Here is a 19,406-nt window from a genome sequence, read left to right as displayed (position 1 = left end):
CTAGAGCAGCACGGCACCGACAGTCATCACGGCCACACCGAGCGCGAGCACGAGCCAATCGACAGCTCTCATCCGGCTCTCGTGCAACCGGGTCCGACCGCTTCCTCCACGATAGCATCGGGTCTCCATGGCCGTTGCCAGCTCGTCCGCACGCCGGAAGAGGTTCACGAAGAGAGGCACAAGCACAGGCACGTACGCACGCGCACGGGCGACCGGCCCGCCACGATCGAAGCGTGCACCCCGGGACGCCTGCGCCAGGATGATCTTCTCCGCCTCCTCGGCCGTCGTCGGTATGAAGCGTAGCGCCACCGTCAACATCATCGCGAGATCCCCAACGGGAACACCCGCGAGCGCGAGTGGTTTCATCAGGCGCTCGATACCGTCCGTGAGCTGCACGGGAGATGTTGTGAGGGTGAGCAGGGATGTCCCCATGACCAGCAAGACGATCCTGAGCGAGAAGAACGCTCCGGTCAGCAGACCGGCCCCGTCGATCGCCAGCGGCCCGAGGCGGACGAGCGAAGCCGTGGCGGGATTCCACCGCAGGGCGTGCGCAAGCAGCGTGAAGCCGAGGATGAAGGCTATCGCCCGCAGTCCCCGCATCGCGAGACGCCAAGGTACCCGGGACACGCCGATCGTCGCGCCTACGACGGCCGCCGCGAGAGCGAGTCCCGCGAAGCCTTCGGCCGCGAAGAGCAGCGCCGTGAACGCGCCCACAAGCCCCATCTTGGCTCGCGCTTCAAGCCGGTGGACGGGGGAGTCGATCGGGACGTACTGCCCGAATGGAACCGGCGGTCTCAAGTGCGACCCACCCCCGCCCGCACGAGCGCTGTCGCGGCACGATCCGGGTCGAGCTCGAAGCGCTCGAGCACCGCTCCACGCCTCACTGCCTCAAGCTGGATACGCAACACATCGGGAACGAACAGCCCAGCCTCCTCGAGCACGCCAACGTCGACCAGGAGCTCTTCGGGCGAGCCCTCGAACACTCGTGCCCCTCCGGTCAGCACGAGCACCCGGTCGCAATGGGGAAGGAACTCCTCGGCATCATGGGTCACGACGGCGATGCCTGCGTGCTCCTTCAGCCCGATGATGAGTTCGACTACCGCAGCACGGCCGTCCGCATCGAGTCCTGCCGTGGGCTCGTCAAGCAACAAGTAGCCCGGCCGGGACGCGAGAACGCCCGCGAGTGCTGCGCGGCGCGCTTCTCCACCCGACAGCGTGAACGGCGATCTGTCGCCGAACGATTCCGGATCGAGGCCGACGCTCTCGAGTGCCCATACGGCGTCCTCCCTGGCGTCCTGTGGCCTCCTGCCCTGGTTCACGGGGCCGAACTCCACGTCCTGGACGACGGTCTCGGCGAACAGCTGGGTCTCAGGCGACTGAAACAAGAGCCCGACTCCCTCACGCTCCCCCGCCACCACGCCCTTGACCGCTTGTCCGTCAAGCGTGACCAGCCCGCCAGTCGGTCGAAGCAGGCCGGCCGCAAGCCGAAGGAGCGTCGACTTGCCCGACCCGGTGGGCCCGAGCACCAGCGTGAGTTCTCCTCGGCCGACCGAGAGGCCCACGCGTCGCACCGCTGGCGTCGCGAACTGTGTGCCCTCGCCGTACGCGAAGCTGACGTTGTCGAGGATCAGGGCCACAGCGCCTCCACCAGACTCCCGGCGTCGATAGCCTCTGCGGGCACAGAGACCCCGAGTTCGCGAAACGCTTCCGCAAGCCGGGCAGCGGCAGGAAGACGAAGGTGGAGCGCGTCAACGAGACCCCTATCGCCAAGGAGGTCGCCCGGCGTGCCTGTCCACGCGACAGCCCCTTCGCCCATCACGATGACGCGGTCGGCGCGCACCATGTCCGCAAGATGATGGGTGATGTGCATGATTCCGCGTCCGGCGTGGCGGAGCTCGTCGATCAGCTGCAACACATCGGAGCGACCGCGAGGGTCGAGCATGGCAGTCGGCTCATCGAGCACCAGATAGGCCGGTTCCATCGCCAGTGCTCCGGCGATGGCGAGACGCTGCTTCTGGCCGCCCGACAGCAGATGTGGCTCTCGCCTCTCCAGTCCCGATAGTCCGACGGTCTCAAGCGCCCGGTCGACCCGTGCACGCAACTCGCCTCGCGCAACCCCCAGGTTCTCGGGCCCGAAGGCCACATCCTCTTCGACCACCGTGCCGACAATCTGGTTGTCGGGATTCTGGAACACGAGTCCCACCCGACTCCGGATCTCCCACGCGGTCGCCCGGTCGCAGGTGTCGATACCGTCCACCGTCACTTCGCCGGTACCGGGAGCGAGAAGTCCGTTCGTCAGCCGCGCGATGGTCGACTTCCCTGACCCGTTTGGGCCAAGGACGGTGACCAGCTCGCCGCGTGCCACCTCGAGAGTCACGCCGCAGACCGCCGGTCGGCCGCTCGGCTCACCGGGATAGGCATATGTGACTTCATCGAAACGAATCATGGTACCGGGCCCGTAGCCGGACCGCCCCCGCTCTCGTCGATAGACGGAGAGAGCCCCGCAGTCGATGCGAGGCCCTCCGGACGTCTTTGTGCATGCGAGCGAGCCGCTGCCCGCGCCGCGGCTACTCCACCAGCTCCAGGATGACCATCGGCGCCGCGTCGCCCTTACGGGGACCAAGCTTCAGAATCCTGGTGTAGCCACCCGCGCGGTCCTCGAACCGCGGAGCGATGTCGGCGAAGATCTTGTGGGTGAGCTCCTTATCACCGAGCTCACCCATCGCAAGGCGGCGGGAGTGGACGTCCCCTCGCTTGCCCCACGTGATGATGCGGTCGACCAGCGAGCGAACCTCTTTGGCCCGCGGCTCGGTCGTCTTGATGCGCTCATTCGTGAACAGGGCGATCGCGAGGCTGCGCAGCATCGCTTTGCGATGGCTAGCGTCGGAACCCAGCTTGCGCCCCTTCTTGAGATGTCTCATTGTTGCCGCTCTCCTACTATGACTTGAGGCCCAAGCCCATTTGCTGGAGCTTGTCCTTCACTTCTTCGATGGACTTGGCGCCGAAGTTCCTGATGTTGAGCAGGTCGGCTTCACTGCACTCGGTCAGCTGCCCGACCGTGTTGATTCCCTGACGCTTCAAGCAGTTGTACGACCGCACCGACAGGTCGAGGTCGTCGATCGATGTGTCTAGAACGCTCTCACTCTCATCGACCACTGCCGCGAAGATCCCGTCGTCGGGCAAGCTGGAAGACGCCTGCTCGACAAAGAGGGCCATGTGCTCGTCGATGATTCGACCGGCCCGCGCGACGGCGTCGCCCGGATCGATGGCGCCATTGGTCTCGACTTCCAGAATCAGCTTGTCGTAGTCCGTCCGCTGACCGACACGCGTGTTCTCCACGACGTAGGCGCAGCGAATCACCGGGCTGAACAGCGAGTCGACCGTAATGACCCCGATGGGATCCTCGGAACGTTTGTTGCGATCGGCCGAGACATATCCACGGCCTACTTCGATGCGGATACCCATCTCAAGCTTGGCGCCCCTGTTCAGCGTGGCAATCACGTGCTCGGGGTTGACCAGCTCGAACTCGGCCGGGACCTTGAGGTCGGCACCCTTCGCCTCGCCGGCACCACTGGCGGACAACGTCGCGACTGCATCCGCGTTGCCGATTCCGGTTTCGCGGAACACAAGGCCTTTGATGTTGAGGACAACATCGGTGAGATCCTCGCGTACGCCCTCCATGGAGGTGAACTCGTGATGCGCGCCCTCGACCCGAACCGATGTCGCGGCCGCACCCTGCAGCGAAGACAGCAGAACCCTGCGCATGCAGTTTCCGAGCGTGTACCCGAAGCCGCGCTCAAGCGGCTCGACGATGTAGCGCGCAACGCGCTCGTCGACCGGCTCGACGGTTACCTGCGGTCTCATGAACTCTGTCATTCAGCAAGCCTCCTTGGCTTATCCGAGCGTCCTACTTCGAGTACAGCTCGACGATGAGCTGCTCACGGACGGGAGCGTCGATCTGGTCGCGCTCGGGCAGGGACAGCACTTTGCCGGCCAGCTTCTCGATATCTACCTCGAGCCATCCCGGAACCTCGATCTTCTCCGAAGAGATGAGGGCTGTCTTTATGACGAGCAGGTCCTTGGACTTGTCGCCGACGGTGACACTGTCGCCCGGGCGTACGCGATAGGAGGGGATGTCCACCTTGCGACCGTTCACGGCGATGTGACCGTGACGGACGACCTGACGGGCCTCGTCGCGCGACTTCGCAAAACCGAATCGGTAAACGACATTATCCAGACGGCTCTCAAGCAGGCGCAGGAGGTTCACACCTGTGATGCCCGACTGGCGATTGGCAAGCTCGTAGTAGTTGCGGAACTGCTTCTCGAGCAGACCATATATCCTCTTGGTCTTCTGCTTCTCGCGAAGCTGAACGCGATACTCGCTGTCACGCGGACGACGCTTGCCGGCTTGACCCGGCGGATACGGGCGGCGCTCGACGCCGCACTTATCGCTGTAGCAGCGATCGCCCTTCAGAAACAGCTTGATTCCTTCGCGGCGGCACATTCGGCAGTCCGCCCCGGTATAACGTGCCATGATCAGGTTCCTTCCGGAGTTACACGCGACGGCGCTTGCGCGGCCGGCAACCGTTGTGCGGGACGGGGGTGCAATCCTGGATGCTCGAGATCTCCAGGCCAGCGGCCTGGAGCGAGCGGATTGCGGTCTCTCGGCCGGAGCCGGGACCCTTCACGAACACAGCCACCTTGCGGACGCCATGCTCCTGGGCCATCTTCGCGCAGGCCTCGGCGGCCATCTGCGCGGCGAACGGCGTCGACTTGCGCGAGCCCTTGAAGCCCACGGTACCGGCCGATTGCCAGGAGATCACGTTGCCCTGAGGATCGGTGATGGTGATGATCGTGTTGTTGAACGTGCTCTTGATATGAGCGGCACCCACGGCGATGTTCTTGCGCTCGCTGCGGCGTACGCGCGTCTTCGCTGTCTTCTTCTTGGCTGGCATACCTTACTTGCCCTTCTTCTTCGCGCCGATCTGACGACGCGGCCCCTTACGCGTACGCGCATTGGTGTGCGTGCGCTGGCCACGAACCGGAAGGCCGCGGCGGTGGCGAAGGCCACGGTAGCAGCCGATTTCCATCAGACGCTTGATGTTCTGGCTCACCTCACGACGAAGGTCACCTTCGACCTTGAGGCCGCGATCGATGACTTCACGGAGGCGGACGACTTCCTCCTCGGTGAGATTGCGAACACGCGTGTCCGGATCGATACCGGTATCACGCAGGATGGTCTGACTGGTCGTCAGACCGATGCCGTAGATGTAGGTCAAGCCGATCTCTACGCGCTTGTCGCGCGGGAGGTCGACGCCTGATATACGGGCCACGAGCTCCTCCTACCTAACCCTGCCGCTGCTTATGGCGGGGGTTGTCGCAGATCACAAGGACACGCCCATGACGGCGGATAACCTTGCACTTGTCACACATTCTCTTGACTGAAGGTCGTACCTTCATCGTTCTTCCTTTCGGTGCTTCACTATCTATCTTCACACCCAGCCGCAGGCGTATTCTTTCGACTTCCAAAGAGACTGCCGACACGCCACCGGGCGTGTCCACCGCATCCTTCACAGAGACGCGCTTACTTGTACCGGTACGTGATGCGACCCCTCGACAGATCGTACGGTGAAAGCTCTACGACGACTTTGTCGCCTGGCAGAATGCGGATGTAGTGCATGCGCATCTTGCCGGAGATGTGGGCGAGAACCTTGTGGCCGTTTTCCAACTCCACGCGAAACATCGCATTCGGCAACGGTTCGGACACCGTGCCTTCCATCTCTATAGCGTCCTCACGCTTACTCACAGACTAGTAACTCCTCTTCAAGGGCCTCAAGCCGCAAATGAGTAGTATACCCATACACATACCGTCCGTCCAGGTAATATGCACTTCATTCGAGGGTCAGAATGACGGGACCGTCCCGCCCTACCACGACAGTGTGCTCGAAATGCGCGGAGGGAGTCCCGTCTGACGTGACCACCGTCCACCCGTCATCGAGTGATCGCACATCCGCTCCACCTGCGTTGATCATTGGCTCGATCGCGAACACCATGCCCTCGACGAGGGTCGGTCCCTTCCCGGCCGGCCCGAAGTTCGGAATCTGCGGGTCCTCATGCATCGCCTGCCCGATCCCGTGCCCCACATACTCGCGCACAACCGAGAAGCCAGCCGACTCGGCCACGTTCTGGACTGCGTTGGAGATGTCATAGAGACGCATGTCGGGGTGACACCGGGCGATACCCGCCTCAAGACAGCGCTGCGTCACCTCGAGCAAACGCCGCGTTTCTGCGGCGACCTCTCCGACGGAAAACGTCATGGCGCTGTCGCCGTAGTATCCATCGACGATCGCGCCCACATCTACCGAGAGAATGTCGCCCTCCTTGAGGCGGCGGTGCTTCGTAGGGATTCCGTGGACGACCTCACAGTTCAGGGAGGCACATATCGTCGCCGGGAACCCGTGATAGCCCTTGAATGCGGGACGGGCGCCCGCCGAGCGAATAACCTCCTCGGCCAACTCATCGAGATCCGCTGTGGTGGCTCCGGGTCGCACTGCCTCGCCTACCATGCGCAGCGTCCGGGCAGTTACCCGGCCGGCCTCTCGCATGATGGAGATCTCTTCGGCGGACTTGGTGATGATCACGTGGGTGCGACTACTTGCCGAGGGTCGCTACGATGTCCGCGAACACCGCATCGACCCGACGGTCGCCGTCGATCTCGCGCAGAAGGCCTTTGCCCGCATAGTAGGCAACTAGCGGGGAGGTCGACGTGTCGTAGACCGAGAGCCGGTTGCGGACTGTTGCTTCGGTATCGTCATCGCGCTGATACAGCTCCCCGCCACACGCCTCGCACGTGTCGCCCTCATCGGCGTTCGTGATACGGCCGCAAGCACGACAGGTCCTCCGTGAGGTCAGACGCGCCACGATCACGTCGCGGTCGACGTCGATGCTCACGACCGCGTCGAGGGCCATACCTAGCTCAGCGAGCGCCACATCGAGAGCCTCTGCCTGTGCGACCGTGCGGGGGAAGCCATCGAGTATGAAACCCTTCTGGGCGTCAGGTTCGGTGATTCGGGACTTTACAAGACCTATCACGACGGAGTCAGGGACAAGCTCGCCCGAATCCATGTAGCGCTTGGCTTCAAGACCCAGCGACGTACCGTCGGCCACCGCCTTGCGCAGGATATCGCCTGTCGAGATGTGGACTAGACTCCACATGTCGATCATCATGGCCGCCTGCGTACCCTTGCCCGCTCCCGGGGCACCCAACAGGGCGGTGTTCATAGTCCCCTCCTCGGTAGGCCGTGCGCTACTTGAAGAACCCGTCGTAGTGACGCATCTTCAGCTGGCTTTCCAGCTGAGTCATCGTCTCGAGCGCCACGCCGACCATGATGAGTATCGACGTACCCCCGAACGTCTCGAGGATCGTGACCCCCGTGACGCGGAAGAGCATCGTCGGCGCTATGGCGATGAGGGCGATGAAGACCGCGCCCGGCAACGTGATGCGATTCATGACGGACTCGATGTAGTTCACCGTCGCCTTGCCGGGGCGCACTCCGGGAATGAATCCACCGTTCTTGCGCAGGTTGTCAGCCAGGTCTATCGGGTTGAACACCAGGGCCGTGTAGAAGTACGTGAAGAACACGACCAGCCCACCGAAGAACACGTAGTAGACCCATCCGCTCGACATCGCTGTCCCGATGCGCCCTATCGTCACATTGTTCGTGAGCTGCGCGAGTTGAGCCGGGAAGAACAGGAGCGCGGACGCGAAGATGATAGGGATGACGCCGGCGCCGTTGACCTTCAGGGGGATGTACGTGCCCGAACCGCCGTACACCTTGCGTCCGACAACCCGCTTGGCGTACTGGACAGGGATCCTACGCTGGCCGCGCTCCATGTAGATGATCGCTGCGATAACGAACACGAAGATGAGCATCATTGCGATGACCATTCCGAAGTTACCCAGGCGCAGAGACTGGTAGATCGCAACCGGGAAGCGCGCCACGATGCTCGCAAAGATGAGCAGCGACATCCCGTTGCCGATGCCACGCTGGGTGATCAGCTCTCCCATCCACATGATGAGCGCCGTGCCCGCAATGAGGGTGATGACGATGACCGCGTTTGTGACCAGGTTGAACCCTGAGCCACCAATGGTCGAGCGGAACACCGTGAGCAGACCGATCGACTCGAGCAGGGCGATGCCGAGCGTCAGGTAGCGCGAAGCCTGCGTGATTTTGCGCTGTCCCGACTCGCCCTCCTTGTACCACTGCTCGATCTTGGGTATCACGCCCTGAAGGAGCTGCATGATGATCGTTGCAGTGATGTAGGGCATGATTCCAAGCGAGAATACGGCGAACCGCTCGAGACCACCTCCAGAGAACAGGTTGAGGAGGTCCAGCGAGGCCGTACCCTCGATAATGCCCTGGATAGCGGCAACGTCAACGCCGGGAACCGGAATGTGTGCCCCCAGGCGGTACACACCGATGATCAGAAGCGTGAAGAGTATGCGACGCCTGAGTTCGGGTACCCGAAACGCATTCGCAAGTGCCTCGATCACAGCGAATCGACCGTCCCTCCGGCTGCCTCGATCTTGGCCCGGGCCGGACCTGAGATCCTGTCGACCTTGACCGCAAGCGACTTGGTGATCTCACCGTCGCCGAGAATCTTCACAGGGGCCACTTTGGACTTGATCAGGCCCTTCTCGAACATCGCATCCACATCCACGACGTCGCCCTTGTCGAACTTCTCCTCGAGCCGGGAGACGTTCACGATCGCGTACTCGGTGCGGAAGCGGTTCTTGAAGCCGCGAAGCTTGGGCATCCGCATGTGCAGCGGGTTCTGCCCACCCTCGAAGCCGGGACCCTTGCCGCCACCTGACCGGGAAAGCTGACCCTTGTCACCGCGACCGGCGGTACTGCCGTGCCCGGAACCGTTGCCGCGACCGACTCGCTTGCGGGGCTTGCGGCTCCCGGGAGCCGGAAACAGGTCGTGCAGCTGCATGTCGTATCTCCTTGTCTGCGCGAGCCGACGGATTGCTTCCCGTCGCTGCCGGCCGCTCGCCGCCGGCTGACTTCGTTGTCTTCCCTCGTGTTCTCCGAGGGAAGTTCTAGAGCTCCTCGACCTCTACGAGGTGCTTCACTTTGAAGACCATGCCGCGAATCACGGGCGTATCATCCTGCACGACAGTATCGCTGATTCGCTTGAGACCAAGGGCACGAACCGTTCGCCTCTGATCGGACGGCGTACCGATAACGCTCTTGACCTGGGTAATCTTGAGCTTGCCTGCCATGTGGCCTTACTCCTCCCAACCATAGATCTGGCCCACGGTCATGCCGCGCTTCCGCGCGACATCTTCGGCGCTGGAGAGGGACTTCAGGCCCTCGGCCGCCGCCTTCAACATGTTGAGGGCGTTGTCGGTTCCGAGGGACTTCGAAAGCACGTCACGAACACCTGCGAGATCCAGCAGTGCGCGAACCGGGCCGCCGGCGATGATACCCGTACCCGGCGAGGCCGGCTTGAGCAGCACCTTCCCTGCGCCGAAATGGCCAAGGACGGCGTGCGGAATCGTCCCGTCCTTGATCGGGACAACGAACATGTTCTTCTTCGCGTCCTCGATGCCCTTCTTGATCGCAATCGGCACTTCCTGGGACTTGCCCATTCCGACACCGACGCGACCTGCGCCATCTCCAACGACAACGAGCGCCGTCAGCGCGAAACGTCTACCGCCCTTGACGACCTTCGCCACGCGATTGATATAGACGACCTTCTCCTGCAACTCCGAAACCGGTGCTTCTCTGCGCGCCATACGTGAATCCTCCCTAGAACTTCAGTCCGGCGCTGCGGGCGCCGTCGGCCAGGGCCTGTACACGACCGTGATACAGACGGCCGCTCCGGTCGAAAACGACCTCGTTGATGCCCGCATCCAGTGCGCGACGGCCGATAGACTCCCCGACCGCTTTCGCCGCAGCAACGTTGCTGCCGGACTTAAGTGCGCTACGCAGTTCGGGATCGACCGAAGACGAGCCGAGAATCGTGTTCCCGGTCCTGTCATCGATCAGCTGCGCATAGATGTTGGCGTTCGTGCGCGTCACGCAGAGGCGTGGGCGCTCCGCGGTTCCGCTGATCTTGCCGCGGACCCTCGTGCGGCGGCGTACGAGACCTGCCGCCTTCGCCTTGAGTCTTTCCATACCGTTACTCTCCTCGTGTCAGTGAGCCGTCTTGCGGCCTACTTCGCTGTCTTGCCCAGCTTGCGACGTACGTACTCGCCCTCATAGCGGACACCCTTGCCCTTGTACGGCTCGGGACGACGCCAGTCGCGTATCTCCGCGGCGACCTGTCCGACGGCCTGCTTGTCGATTCCTCGGACGGTGATCCTCGTCGGAGCTGGGACTTCGAATGTGATGCCCGGGTCCGCCTTCACGAGTACCGGATGGCTGAACCCAAGCTGCATCTCGAGATCCGAGCCCTTGAGAGCGGCACGATAGCCGACACCGACGATCTCGAGATTCTTGTGGAATCCATCCGACACACCCGTGACCATGTTGGCAACGAGTGTGCGCGTAAGACCATGCAACGAGCGGTGTCCCCGAGAATCGCTTGGACGCTCCACCCGTACGAAGCCGTCCTCAAGCACGATCTTCATATCTTCATTGAACGTCTGGGTCAGCTCGCCCTTCGGGCCCTTCACACTGACCGTCGAGCCTTTGATCTCCACCACGACCCCGGACGGGACCGGGATAGGCTGCTTGCCGATACGTGACACGGCGTTCCGCTCCTTTCCTGTCAGTCCTGTCCGGTTACCAGATGTATGCGATGACTTCGCCGCCGACGCCCGCCTTGCGTGCATCGCGGTCGGTCATCACGCCGCTCGAAGTGGAGATGACCGCGATTCCCAGGCCACCGAGGACTCTGGGGAGCTCGTCCTTCTTCGCGTACACCCGCAGGCCCGGCTTGCTGATGCGCCTGATGCCGGTGATGGTCCGCTCCTTCTTGGGGCCATACTTCAGCTCCACCTTGAGCGTGTCCTGCGGCTCGCCGGGAGTCAGCGCGTAGTCGACTATGTAGCCCTCTTGCTTCATGATCCGGGCGATCTCAACCAGCTTCTTCGAAGACGGCATCATCGTCGTCGGCTTGAACGCAGAGTTCGCATTGCGTACCCGCGTGAGCATATCGGCGATGGGGTCTGTCATGCTCATGTCGCATATCCTCCTATGATTCGGGATGACGCCTAGCGTGTGGTTCGCCCCAGCCCGTGGCCGGAGCGCCTGCACAATCGGCCTTCCTCGGCTTGGGGCCTACCAGCTCGCCTTTTTCACACCGGGAAGCTCGCCGCGGCTTGCAAGCTCGCGCACGCAAATCCGGCACAGACCGAACTTGCGGTAGAACGCCCGCGGACGTCCGCAGCGGTTGCAGCGGCTGACCGCACGCACCGAGAACTTCGGCTTGCGCTTCGCCTTGGCGATCATCGATTTCTTGGCCACCGGTTACCTCCTTGTCGCGGCGCGGATGCGCCGACCGGTCTATCGCTTGAACGGGAAGGAGAAGGCGCCGAGCAATGCCTTCGCTTCCTCGTCGGACTTCGCTGACGTGACGAACGTGATGTCCATTCCCCGAATGCGATCGACCTTGTCGTAGTCGATCTCGGGGAAGATGAGCTGCTCGGTGACGCCCATCGAGTAGTTCCCGCGACCGTCAAACGAGTCGGCCGGGAGACCCCGGAAGTCGCGAACGCGCGGGATGGCCGTGGACAGCAAGCGGTCGAAGAACTCCCACATGCGTGCCCCCCGGAGTGTCACCTTGGCTCCGATCGGCATGCCCTGGCGAATCTTGAAGCCGGCGATGGACTTCTTCGCCTTCGTGATCATGGGCTTCTGCCCCGTGATGATCGCGAGGTCTTCCATCGCGGCGTCAAGTTGCTTGACGTCCTGCGCCGCAATACCGACTCCCATATTGACAACGATCTTCTCGAGGCGAGGAACCTCGTTCACGTTGTCGTAGCCGAAGCGCTCCATGAGCGCCTGGACTACCTCTTCTCGGTACTTCTCTTTGAACCTTGGTACCACCGATTCTACCTCCATCGAGTTCGTTGCGCCGGATTACCGACCCGGCATCGCGTGCACTCCGCGCACAGGGGCACGACTACTTGTCGATATCGTTTCCGCACTTCTTGCAGACCCGAACCCGGGATCCGTCCTCACGTCTCCGGCCGACCCGGGTCGGTTCGGAGCAGCTGGGGCACAGAAGCATCACGTTTGACACGTGAATCGTGCCTTCGAGCTCGAGGATGCCGCCCTGGGGCTGCTTGCTCGTGGGACGCTGATGCTTCTTGATCATGTTGACGTGCTCGACAACAAGGCGCTGCTTCTCCGTCAACACCCGGAGAACGCGGCTTTCCTTGCCCTTGTCCTTGCCCGCGATGACGCGCACCTTGTCGCCTTTACGGACTGTCATCGACTTGCTCATCTCCGCCATACCTCCTAAAGAACCTCGGGGGCGAGCGAGACGATCTTCATGTACTTGCGGTCACGCAGCTCGCGCGCGACCGGGCCGAAGATACGCGTACCCCGCGGGTTGCCCTGGTTATCGATGATGACGGCAGCGTTCTCATCGAACTTGATGTAGCTGCCGTCGGGTCGGCGCATTTCCTTCTTCGTGCGTACGACAACCGCCCGGACGATTTCGCCCTTCTTGATGGCGCCGTTGGGGATGGCCTCTTTGACCGTGCACACGATGGTGTCACCCACGTGGGCATAGCGACGCTTGGAGCCGCCAAGAACCTTGATGCACAGCACCCGGCGAGCGCCTGAGTTGTCGGCTACCTTGAGCCGGGATTCTGCCTGAATCATCCTGTCCTCCGTACCTTCCTCGGACGTCGTGGAGGTCTGCTACTTCCACGAGAGGTCCTGTGTGCTCCTCGGCTAGCTACTTGGCCTTGTTCACGACATCCACGAGACGCCAACGCTTGAGCTTCGAGATCGGACGGGTCTCCATGATGGTGACCAAATCGCCGACCTGGCACTCATTGTTCTCGTCATGCGCGTGGAACTTCGTGCTGTGGGTCATCATCTTGCCGTAGAGCGGGTGACGCTTGCGGTCCTCGACCTTGACGACACAGGTCTTGTCGCCTCCAGCGGACACCACGACACCCTGACGGACCTTACGGCTGTTGCGCTCGTTACTCATGGGTTCCTCTCCACCGTCCTCTACGACGCAGCGGCTTCGCGCGCGGCGCGGAGCTCACGGGCCCGCATCTCCGTGTGCAGGCGGGCGATGTCTCTCTTGACGGTCTTGATGCGCGATGGGTTGTCCAGCTGGCCCGTAGCGAGCTGGAACCGTAGGTTGAATAGCTCGGCGCGGGCGTCCTTGATCTTCTGGACGATGTCCGCGTCCTCCATCACTGTGATATCGGTCGGCTTCATCTATGACTCACCGCCACTGTCTGCTCTCGAAACGAACTTGGTCTTGATGGGCAACTTGTGTGCCGCGAGACGCATGGCCTCCTTGGCCACTTCCTCGGACACACCGGCCAGCTCGAACATGACACGGCCAGGCTTGACCACGGCGACCCACTTCTCGGGGTTGCCCTTGCCCGAACCCATGCGGGTCTCCGCCGGCTTCTGCGTGACGGGCTTGTCCGGGAAGATGTTGATCCAGACCTTGCCTCCACGCTTCATGTAGCGGGTCATCGCGACACGGGCCGCCTCGATCTGGCGGTTGGTGATCCACGCGGCTTCAAGGGCCTTGAGCCCGTACTCGCCGAACTGGACCTGGGTGCCGCCCTTGGCCTGACCCTTCCTCGACCCGCGCTGAACCTTGCGGTGTTTGACTCTCTTGGGTAGCAGCATTTCTACCCTCTCCTCCCACCGTCGTTGCGACGGCCGCGAGCCGGACGCTCACGATCGTCGGCGGGTGTCGGGATGGCTTCGCCCGGCAGAACCTCGCCACGGTAGATCCAGACCTTCACGCCGACGGCACCCATGGACGTACGGGCCACGGAGGTTCCGTAGTCGATCTTCGCACGCAGGGTGTGCAGCGGCACGCGACCCTCGCGGTACCACTCGCGGCGACCCATCTCCGCGCCGCCGAGGCGACCGGAGCACTGGATCCTGATTCCCAGGGCCCCGCTCTTCATCGCCGATGCGACTGCCTTGCGCATGGCGCGACGGAATGCAACACGACCCACAAGCTGCTCGGCCACGCCCTGCGCCACGAGAGTAGCGTCGAGTTCGGGCCGCTTGATCTCTACGATGTTGACGGCGACTGCGCCGCCGGCCATCTTCTCGAGGTCCTTGCGCAGCGCATCAACCTCGGCGCCCTTCTTGCCGATGACGATGCCCGGACGCGCTGTCCACAGCTCGATTATCACCTTGTCGCCCTTGCGTTCGATCTCAACGCGCGAGACGGCGGCGCGGCGGAGACGCTTGTCCAGGTACTTCCGAATCTCCAGATCCCCGGCGAGCGTCTCGCTGTAGGTCTTGCCCGCGTACCAGCGCGAACGCCAGTTCTCGGTGATACCGAGCCGGAACCCGACAGGATAGACTTTCTGACCCACAGGCTTACGCCCCCTCTCGCTGCTTGACGACAACGGTTATGTGGCTCGTCCGCTTGTTGATGCGGAAAGCACGGCCCATGGCGCGCGGACGGATGCGTTTGAGGGTCGGACCCTCGTCCACGAACGTCGTCGCGACGAAGAGATCCTGCGACTTGACGTGGAGATTCTTCTCGGCGTTGGCGACGGCGCTGTTGAGCACCTTCTCAACGACCTCGGCGGCACCCCTCGGCGTGAACCGCAGGATAGCCGTTGCCTCTTCGACGGACTTGCCACGAATGAGATCGACGACGAGGCGCGCCTTGCGCGGGCTCACCCGCTCGTAGCGTGCAACTGCTCTGGCTTCCATGTGTCCTCTACCTCTTGCTCTTCTTGTCAGACGCGTGGCCACGGAACGTGCGGGTCGGCGCGAATTCGCCGAACTTGTGGCCGACCATCGACTCGGTGACATAGACCGGTACGTGCTTGCGACCATCGTGGACGGCAATCGTGTGCCCCACCATCTCCGGGAAGATGGTCGACGCGCGCGACCAGGTCTTGACGACCTGCTTCTCGCCGGCCTCGTTCAGCCGCTGGATGCGCTCCAGGAGACGCGGCTGGACGTACGGTCCCTTCTTCAGGCTTCTGCTCATCTCTAACTCCAGCTCCTTACTCGCCGCTACTTCTTGCGGCGGCGGATGATCAGACGGTCGGAGGCCTTGTTCTTCTTGCGCGTACGGTGACCCTTGGTCGGGACACCCCACGGAGTCACCGGGTGACGACCGGCGGTCTTGTTCTTGCCCTCGCCCCCACCATGCGGGTGGTCGACCGGGTTCATCGCCGTACCGCGGACGGTCGGGCGAACGCCCATCCAGCGAGCACGCCCGGCCTTGCCGATCGAGATGCCCTCATGCTCGGCATTACCGACGGTACCGACGGTGGCACGGCACTTCACGAGAACCTTGCGCATTTCCGAGGAGGGCATACGTAGAATCGCGTAGCCGCCCTCCTTGGCCATCAGCTGCGCTGAAGTGCCGGCCGAACGCGCCATGGCAGCGCCCTTGCCCGGATGCAACTCGATGGCATGCACCACGGTACCGGTCGGGATGTCGGACAGCGGCAGCGCGTTGCCGGGCTTGATGTCGGAGTCAGGCCCCGACATCACCATGTCGCCGACACCCAGCTTCTGCGGAGCGAGGATGTAGCGCTTCTCGCCATCCACGTAGTGCAGCAGAGCAATCCGAGCCGACCGGTTCGGGTCGTATTCGATTGCGGCGACCTTCGCAGCTACGCCGTCCTTGTTGCGCTTGAAGTCGATCTTCCGGTAGCGCCTCTTGTGCCCGCCACCCTGGTGGCGGGTCGTGATACGCCCGTTGTTGTTGCGGCCGCCCTTCTTGGACAGCGGCTCGAGCAGCGACTTCTCGGGCTCGCTCTTCGTAATCTCGGAGAAGTCCGAGACCGTCTGGAACCGGCGACCCGGGCTAGTCGGTTTGTACTTCTTGAGTCCCATTCCTGCTCCTTCCGTCCGATGGCCGAATTCGCCTGGGACTGGCGGGATACCCCGCCGGGCGAATCCAACGCCGGACTACCACGGTGCCGGGCGGCTCCATTCGCGCCCGCATGTGCACCAGGACGTACCGTGCGTGGTGCTACCTAGCGTCGAAGAACTCGATCTTGTCCCCGGCTTTCAGGGTGATGATCGCCTTCTTCCACGAACGCGTTAGCCCCTTGTTGTAGCGGAGCCGACGCGGCTTGCCGTTGACATTCATCGTGTTCACACTTGTCACCGTCACGCCAAAGATCTCCGTGATCGCGTCTGCGATCTGGGGCTTGCTCGCCCGCTTGTCCACCTCGAACGTGTACCGATTGTCGCCGATCAGCTCGTAGGACTTCTCCGAGACGACCGGGCGGATGATGATATCGCGAGGATCACTCATTACGCCAATACCCCCTCGAGCCATGTCAGAGCCGGCCTCGAGAAGAGCACGGCGGTGTTGTCTACCAGATCGTACGTGTTCGCCTCGGACGCCGTGATGACGCGCGCCTTGGCGATGTTGCGGAAGGACAAGGCGGTGTTCGCATCGTCATTGGCCACGACGATCGTCACGCGCCCGGTGATTCCCAGATTCGCAAGAATCTCGGCGGCCTTCTTGGTGGACGGCTTGTCGAAACCGAACTCGTCCACCACGTGGAGCACGCCTTCGGCGTTCTTGGCCGATAGCACACTGCGCATAGCGAGCTTGATGACCTTCTTGGGCACCTTGAATCCGTAACTGCGCAGGTGCGGGCCGAAAACGACACCGCCGCCCTTCCACTGAGGGGCACGGATCGTTCCCTGGCGGGCCCGTCCGGTGCCTTTCTGCCGCCATGGTTTGGCGCCGCCGCCCCGGACCTCGGAACGCGTCTTGGTCTCATGCGTTCCAGAACGGCGCGCGGCCATCTGGCTACGGACGACCTGATGCACGGCGAAGGGACGGGGCTCGATGCCGAAGACGCCGTCAGCGACGTCGGCAGATCCCACCTTCTTGCCAGTCGTGTCCTTGATATCGATCGTTGCCATCTTTTCTTTCCTCCGAAGAGTCGGTACCGGATGCGTATCGCGTCCGCCGGCCTACGCCAGTCGGATGGTGAGCAGCGCGCCCTTTGCACCGGGTACGGCTCCCTTGATGACCAGAAGATTCTGCTCCGGATCTACCTTGACGACCTCTAGGTTGCGCACGGTCACCGTCTCGTTGCCCATCTGTCCTGCCATTTTCTGGCCGCGGAAGATGCGGGAGGGAGTCGACGCCTGGCCGACCGACCCTGGCGCGCGGTGGAAGTGCGAGCCGTGACCGCCAGGACCGCCGCTGAAATTGTGACGCTTCATCACGCCGGCGAAACCCTTGCCCTTTGAGGTGCCGCTCACGTGCACAGAGGTGCCCGGCTCGAACATCTCGACCGTCACCGTATCGCCCGCCTTGACCTTCTCGTCGTCACCGAGGCGAACCTCGATGATGTGAGCCTTGGGGTCGAGGCCCGCCTTGGCGAAGTGACCGGCCCTGGGCTTGTTGGCCTTGCCCGGCTTCAGGTCGCCGAAGGCGATCTGGGCAGCCGAATAGCCGTCTCGCTTGACGGTCTTGACCTGGCTTATCACGCAGGGGCCAGCTTCAACGACGGTCACAGGGATGAGCTTGTCATCCTCGCTCCAGACCTGGGTCATGCCCAGCTTGCGTCCGAGTATGGTGCTTATCATTTCGCGCTTCTCCACTTCCACATGCGGTCTTGGGCCATCTCTCGGTCGCACCCCGTGCACGACGTGCTCCCAGCGGACCGCTCCCACTGAGTCCGACGGCTAGCCGTCGGTCAGTTCCTACAGTTTGATCTCGATATCCACGCCAGCCGGCAGATCGAGACGCATGAGCGAATCGACCGTCTTGGGCGTGGGCTCGAGTATGTCGATGAGGCGCTTGTGCGTCCTCATCTCGAAGTGCTCCCGGCTGTCCTTGTTCACATGCGGCGAACGGATGACGCAGTACAGATTGCGCTCCGTAGGCAGCGGGATCGGACCGGAGACCTTCGCGCCCGTCTTCTGGGCCGTATCGACGATCATCTTCGTGGACTGATCCACGATCTCATGATCGTAGCCCTTCAGGCGGATCCTGATCTTCTGGTTCGCCAACTCTCTACCCTCCGTCTAGAACGAGACGATTCGGCTCGGTTACTTCAAGATCTTTGTCACGCGACCCGAGCCGACGGTGCGACCGCCCTCGCGAATCGCGAAACGCAGGCTCTCCTCCATCGCGATCGGGTTGATAAGCTCGCCGCGAAGCTCGACGTTGTCGCCGGGCATGACCATCTCGGTGCCCTCGGGCAGGTGCGCCACGCCGGTCACGTCGGTGGTGCGGAAGTAGAACTGCGGACGATACCCGTCGAAGAACGGGGTATGGCGGCCGCCCTCTTCCTTTGTGAGCACGTATGCCTGGCCCATGAACTCGGTGTGCGGAGTGATGGAGCCGGGCTTGCAGAGCACCTGGCCGCGCTCGATGTCGGTGCGCGAGACGCCGCGCAGCAGAACGCCGATGTTGTCGCCGGCCTGGGCCTGGTCGAGCAGCTTGCGGAACATCTCCACGCCGGTGACGACGGTCTTGTGGGTGTCGTGGATACCGACGATCTCGACCTCTTCGCCGACCTTCACCACGCCACGCTCGACGCGGCCGGTGGCCACCGTTCCGCGGCCGGTGATGGTGAAGACGTCCTCGATGGCCATGAGGAACGGCTTCTCGATGTCGCGGACCGGCTCGGGGATGAAGGTGTCGACCGCTGCCATGAGCTCCCAGATCGCGCCCTTGGCGTCCTCGTCGCCCTCGAGGGCCTTCAGTGCCGAGCCCTTGATGACCGGGGTGTCGTCGCCGGGGAACTCGTACTCGTCGAGAAGCTCTCGGACTTCCATCTCGACGAGCTCGAGCAGCTCGGGGTCGTCCACCATGTCGACCTTGTTCAGGAAGACGACTATGTGGGGCACGCCGACCTGACGGGCGAGCAGGATGTGCTCGCGGGTCTGGGGCATGGGGCCGTCGGCGGCAGACACCACGAGGATGGCGCCGTCCATCTGGGCCGCGCCCGTGATCATGTTCTTGACGTAGTCCGCATGTCCCGGGCAGTCGACGTGGGCGTAGTGACGCGCCTCGGTCTCGTACTCGACGTGAGCGATGGCGATGGTGATGCCGCGCTCGCGCTCCTCGGGAGCCTTGTCGATCTGGTCGAACGGAGTGAAGTCCGCCCAGCCCTTCTCGGCAAGCGTCTTGGTGATCGCCGCGGTCAGCGTGGTCTTGCCATGGTCGACGTGACCGATGGTGCCGACGTTCACGTGCGGCTTGGTGCGCTCGAACTTCTTCTTCGCCAT

At 62.9% G+C, this 19,406-nt stretch carries 34 protein-coding genes and 1 pseudogene; all 35 read right to left on the bottom strand.

Annotated features, from left to right (window positions below):
* On the bottom strand, positions 1-798 hold the full coding sequence (locus Q8K99_01550) for an energy-coupling factor transporter transmembrane component T (GenBank protein ID MDP2181240.1): 798 nt from the start codon (positions 796-798) through the stop codon (positions 1-3).
* Positions 795-1,637, bottom strand: a complete 843-nt coding sequence (locus Q8K99_01545; GenBank protein ID MDP2181239.1) for an ATP-binding cassette domain-containing protein — start codon at positions 1,635-1,637, stop codon at positions 795-797. The genes Q8K99_01550 and Q8K99_01545 overlap by 4 nt, the downstream gene beginning before the upstream one ends.
* Positions 1,628-2,446 carry an energy-coupling factor transporter ATPase gene (locus tag Q8K99_01540; GenBank protein MDP2181238.1) on the bottom strand — a complete coding sequence of 273 codons (819 nt, stop codon included), beginning with the start codon at positions 2,444-2,446 and terminating at the stop codon, positions 1,628-1,630. The genes Q8K99_01545 and Q8K99_01540 overlap by 10 nt, the downstream gene beginning before the upstream one ends.
* Positions 2,447-2,573: 127 nt before the next feature.
* A pseudogene (gene rplQ, locus Q8K99_01535) lies at positions 2,574-2,921 on the bottom strand (50S ribosomal protein L17).
* 16 nt (positions 2,922-2,937) lie between these two features.
* On the bottom strand, positions 2,938-3,876 hold the full coding sequence (locus Q8K99_01530) for a DNA-directed RNA polymerase subunit alpha (protein MDP2181237.1): 939 nt from the start codon (positions 3,874-3,876) through the stop codon (positions 2,938-2,940).
* A 31-nt stretch (positions 3,877-3,907) separates the two neighbouring features.
* Complete coding sequence (gene rpsD / locus Q8K99_01525; GenBank protein MDP2181236.1) at positions 3,908-4,534, bottom strand: 30S ribosomal protein S4; 627 nt, start codon at positions 4,532-4,534, stop codon at positions 3,908-3,910.
* Positions 4,535-4,553: 19 nt separating this feature from the next.
* Positions 4,554-4,955 carry a 30S ribosomal protein S11 gene (gene rpsK / locus Q8K99_01520; protein MDP2181235.1) on the bottom strand — a complete coding sequence of 134 codons (402 nt, stop codon included), beginning with the start codon at positions 4,953-4,955 and terminating at the stop codon, positions 4,554-4,556.
* Between the two features lie 3 nt (positions 4,956-4,958).
* Entirely contained in the window at positions 4,959-5,333 is a 375-nt protein-coding gene (gene rpsM / locus Q8K99_01515; GenBank protein MDP2181234.1) for a 30S ribosomal protein S13, read from the bottom strand.
* A gap of 13 nt (positions 5,334-5,346) precedes the next feature.
* Positions 5,347-5,460 carry a 50S ribosomal protein L36 gene (gene rpmJ, locus Q8K99_01510; GenBank protein ID MDP2181233.1) on the bottom strand — a complete coding sequence of 38 codons (114 nt, stop codon included), beginning with the start codon at positions 5,458-5,460 and terminating at the stop codon, positions 5,347-5,349.
* Positions 5,461-5,584: 124 nt separating this feature from the next.
* Positions 5,585-5,806, bottom strand: a complete 222-nt coding sequence (gene infA / locus Q8K99_01505) for a translation initiation factor IF-1 (GenBank protein ID MDP2181232.1) — start codon at positions 5,804-5,806, stop codon at positions 5,585-5,587.
* 85 nt (positions 5,807-5,891) lie between these two features.
* Positions 5,892-6,641 carry a type I methionyl aminopeptidase gene (map, locus tag Q8K99_01500; GenBank protein MDP2181231.1) on the bottom strand — a complete coding sequence of 250 codons (750 nt, stop codon included), beginning with the start codon at positions 6,639-6,641 and terminating at the stop codon, positions 5,892-5,894.
* Between the two features lie 10 nt (positions 6,642-6,651).
* Entirely contained in the window at positions 6,652-7,281 is a 630-nt protein-coding gene (locus Q8K99_01495; GenBank protein MDP2181230.1) for an adenylate kinase, read from the bottom strand.
* A gap of 25 nt (positions 7,282-7,306) precedes the next feature.
* On the bottom strand, positions 7,307-8,554 hold the full coding sequence (secY, locus tag Q8K99_01490; protein MDP2181229.1) for a preprotein translocase subunit SecY: 1,248 nt from the start codon (positions 8,552-8,554) through the stop codon (positions 7,307-7,309).
* On the bottom strand, positions 8,551-8,997 hold the full coding sequence (gene rplO, locus Q8K99_01485; protein MDP2181228.1) for a 50S ribosomal protein L15: 447 nt from the start codon (positions 8,995-8,997) through the stop codon (positions 8,551-8,553). Before rplO ends, secY begins: the two co-directional genes overlap by 4 nt.
* A gap of 106 nt (positions 8,998-9,103) precedes the next feature.
* Positions 9,104-9,286 carry a 50S ribosomal protein L30 gene (rpmD, locus tag Q8K99_01480; GenBank protein MDP2181227.1) on the bottom strand — a complete coding sequence of 61 codons (183 nt, stop codon included), beginning with the start codon at positions 9,284-9,286 and terminating at the stop codon, positions 9,104-9,106.
* Positions 9,287-9,292: 6 nt separating this feature from the next.
* On the bottom strand, positions 9,293-9,802 hold the full coding sequence (gene rpsE, locus Q8K99_01475; GenBank protein ID MDP2181226.1) for a 30S ribosomal protein S5: 510 nt from the start codon (positions 9,800-9,802) through the stop codon (positions 9,293-9,295).
* A gap of 13 nt (positions 9,803-9,815) precedes the next feature.
* Positions 9,816-10,184, bottom strand: a complete 369-nt coding sequence (rplR, locus tag Q8K99_01470) for a 50S ribosomal protein L18 (GenBank protein ID MDP2181225.1) — start codon at positions 10,182-10,184, stop codon at positions 9,816-9,818.
* 38 nt (positions 10,185-10,222) lie between these two features.
* Positions 10,223-10,759: a 50S ribosomal protein L6 gene (gene rplF, locus Q8K99_01465; GenBank protein ID MDP2181224.1), complete on the bottom strand. Its 537-nt coding sequence runs from the start codon at positions 10,757-10,759 to the stop codon at positions 10,223-10,225.
* A 34-nt stretch (positions 10,760-10,793) separates the two neighbouring features.
* Positions 10,794-11,192: a 30S ribosomal protein S8 gene (gene rpsH, locus Q8K99_01460; GenBank protein MDP2181223.1), complete on the bottom strand. Its 399-nt coding sequence runs from the start codon at positions 11,190-11,192 to the stop codon at positions 10,794-10,796.
* Positions 11,193-11,291: 99 nt separating this feature from the next.
* On the bottom strand, positions 11,292-11,477 hold the full coding sequence (locus tag Q8K99_01455) for a type Z 30S ribosomal protein S14 (protein MDP2181222.1): 186 nt from the start codon (positions 11,475-11,477) through the stop codon (positions 11,292-11,294).
* 39 nt (positions 11,478-11,516) lie between these two features.
* Positions 11,517-12,074, bottom strand: a complete 558-nt coding sequence (gene rplE, locus Q8K99_01450) for a 50S ribosomal protein L5 (GenBank protein MDP2181221.1) — start codon at positions 12,072-12,074, stop codon at positions 11,517-11,519.
* A 61-nt stretch (positions 12,075-12,135) separates the two neighbouring features.
* Positions 12,136-12,459: a 50S ribosomal protein L24 gene (gene rplX, locus Q8K99_01445; GenBank protein ID MDP2181220.1), complete on the bottom strand. Its 324-nt coding sequence runs from the start codon at positions 12,457-12,459 to the stop codon at positions 12,136-12,138.
* A gap of 14 nt (positions 12,460-12,473) precedes the next feature.
* On the bottom strand, positions 12,474-12,842 hold the full coding sequence (rplN, locus tag Q8K99_01440; GenBank protein MDP2181219.1) for a 50S ribosomal protein L14: 369 nt from the start codon (positions 12,840-12,842) through the stop codon (positions 12,474-12,476).
* Between the two features lie 76 nt (positions 12,843-12,918).
* The gene (gene rpsQ, locus Q8K99_01435; GenBank protein MDP2181218.1) at positions 12,919-13,179 is read right to left on the bottom strand and encodes a 30S ribosomal protein S17; all 261 of its coding nucleotides are present in this window, start codon (positions 13,177-13,179) and stop codon (positions 12,919-12,921) included.
* Between the two features lie 20 nt (positions 13,180-13,199).
* Positions 13,200-13,415 carry a 50S ribosomal protein L29 gene (gene rpmC, locus Q8K99_01430; protein ID MDP2181217.1) on the bottom strand — a complete coding sequence of 72 codons (216 nt, stop codon included), beginning with the start codon at positions 13,413-13,415 and terminating at the stop codon, positions 13,200-13,202.
* Positions 13,416-13,841 carry a 50S ribosomal protein L16 gene (gene rplP, locus Q8K99_01425; GenBank protein MDP2181216.1) on the bottom strand — a complete coding sequence of 142 codons (426 nt, stop codon included), beginning with the start codon at positions 13,839-13,841 and terminating at the stop codon, positions 13,416-13,418.
* A 2-nt stretch (positions 13,842-13,843) separates the two neighbouring features.
* A complete protein-coding gene (gene rpsC / locus Q8K99_01420; GenBank protein MDP2181215.1) occupies positions 13,844-14,548 on the bottom strand; it encodes a 30S ribosomal protein S3 in 705 nt (234 codons plus the stop codon).
* 4 nt (positions 14,549-14,552) lie between these two features.
* Positions 14,553-14,894: a 50S ribosomal protein L22 gene (rplV, locus tag Q8K99_01415; GenBank protein ID MDP2181214.1), complete on the bottom strand. Its 342-nt coding sequence runs from the start codon at positions 14,892-14,894 to the stop codon at positions 14,553-14,555.
* A 7-nt stretch (positions 14,895-14,901) separates the two neighbouring features.
* Positions 14,902-15,177, bottom strand: a complete 276-nt coding sequence (rpsS, locus tag Q8K99_01410) for a 30S ribosomal protein S19 (protein MDP2181213.1) — start codon at positions 15,175-15,177, stop codon at positions 14,902-14,904.
* Between the two features lie 26 nt (positions 15,178-15,203).
* The gene (gene rplB / locus Q8K99_01405) at positions 15,204-16,034 is read right to left on the bottom strand and encodes a 50S ribosomal protein L2 (protein MDP2181212.1); all 831 of its coding nucleotides are present in this window, start codon (positions 16,032-16,034) and stop codon (positions 15,204-15,206) included.
* Positions 16,035-16,173: 139 nt separating this feature from the next.
* Positions 16,174-16,461 (bottom strand): 50S ribosomal protein L23, encoded by a 288-nt coding sequence (gene rplW, locus Q8K99_01400; GenBank protein ID MDP2181211.1) that lies wholly within the window; start codon positions 16,459-16,461, stop codon positions 16,174-16,176.
* Positions 16,461-17,084: a 50S ribosomal protein L4 gene (gene rplD, locus Q8K99_01395; protein ID MDP2181210.1), complete on the bottom strand. Its 624-nt coding sequence runs from the start codon at positions 17,082-17,084 to the stop codon at positions 16,461-16,463. The genes rplW and rplD overlap by 1 nt, the downstream gene beginning before the upstream one ends.
* Positions 17,085-17,135: 51 nt before the next feature.
* Positions 17,136-17,756: a 50S ribosomal protein L3 gene (gene rplC, locus Q8K99_01390; GenBank protein ID MDP2181209.1), complete on the bottom strand. Its 621-nt coding sequence runs from the start codon at positions 17,754-17,756 to the stop codon at positions 17,136-17,138.
* Positions 17,757-17,873: 117 nt separating this feature from the next.
* On the bottom strand, positions 17,874-18,182 hold the full coding sequence (rpsJ, locus tag Q8K99_01385; protein MDP2181208.1) for a 30S ribosomal protein S10: 309 nt from the start codon (positions 18,180-18,182) through the stop codon (positions 17,874-17,876).
* Positions 18,183-18,221: 39 nt separating this feature from the next.
* Positions 18,222-19,406, bottom strand: a complete 1,185-nt coding sequence (gene tuf, locus Q8K99_01380; protein MDP2181207.1) for an elongation factor Tu — start codon at positions 19,404-19,406, stop codon at positions 18,222-18,224.

This window comes from Actinomycetota bacterium, assembly GCA_030682655.1.
Classification (GTDB): Bacteria; Actinomycetota; Coriobacteriia; order Anaerosomatales; family JAUXNU01; genus JAUXNU01.
This window is presented reverse-complemented; position numbering and strand designations above follow the sequence as displayed.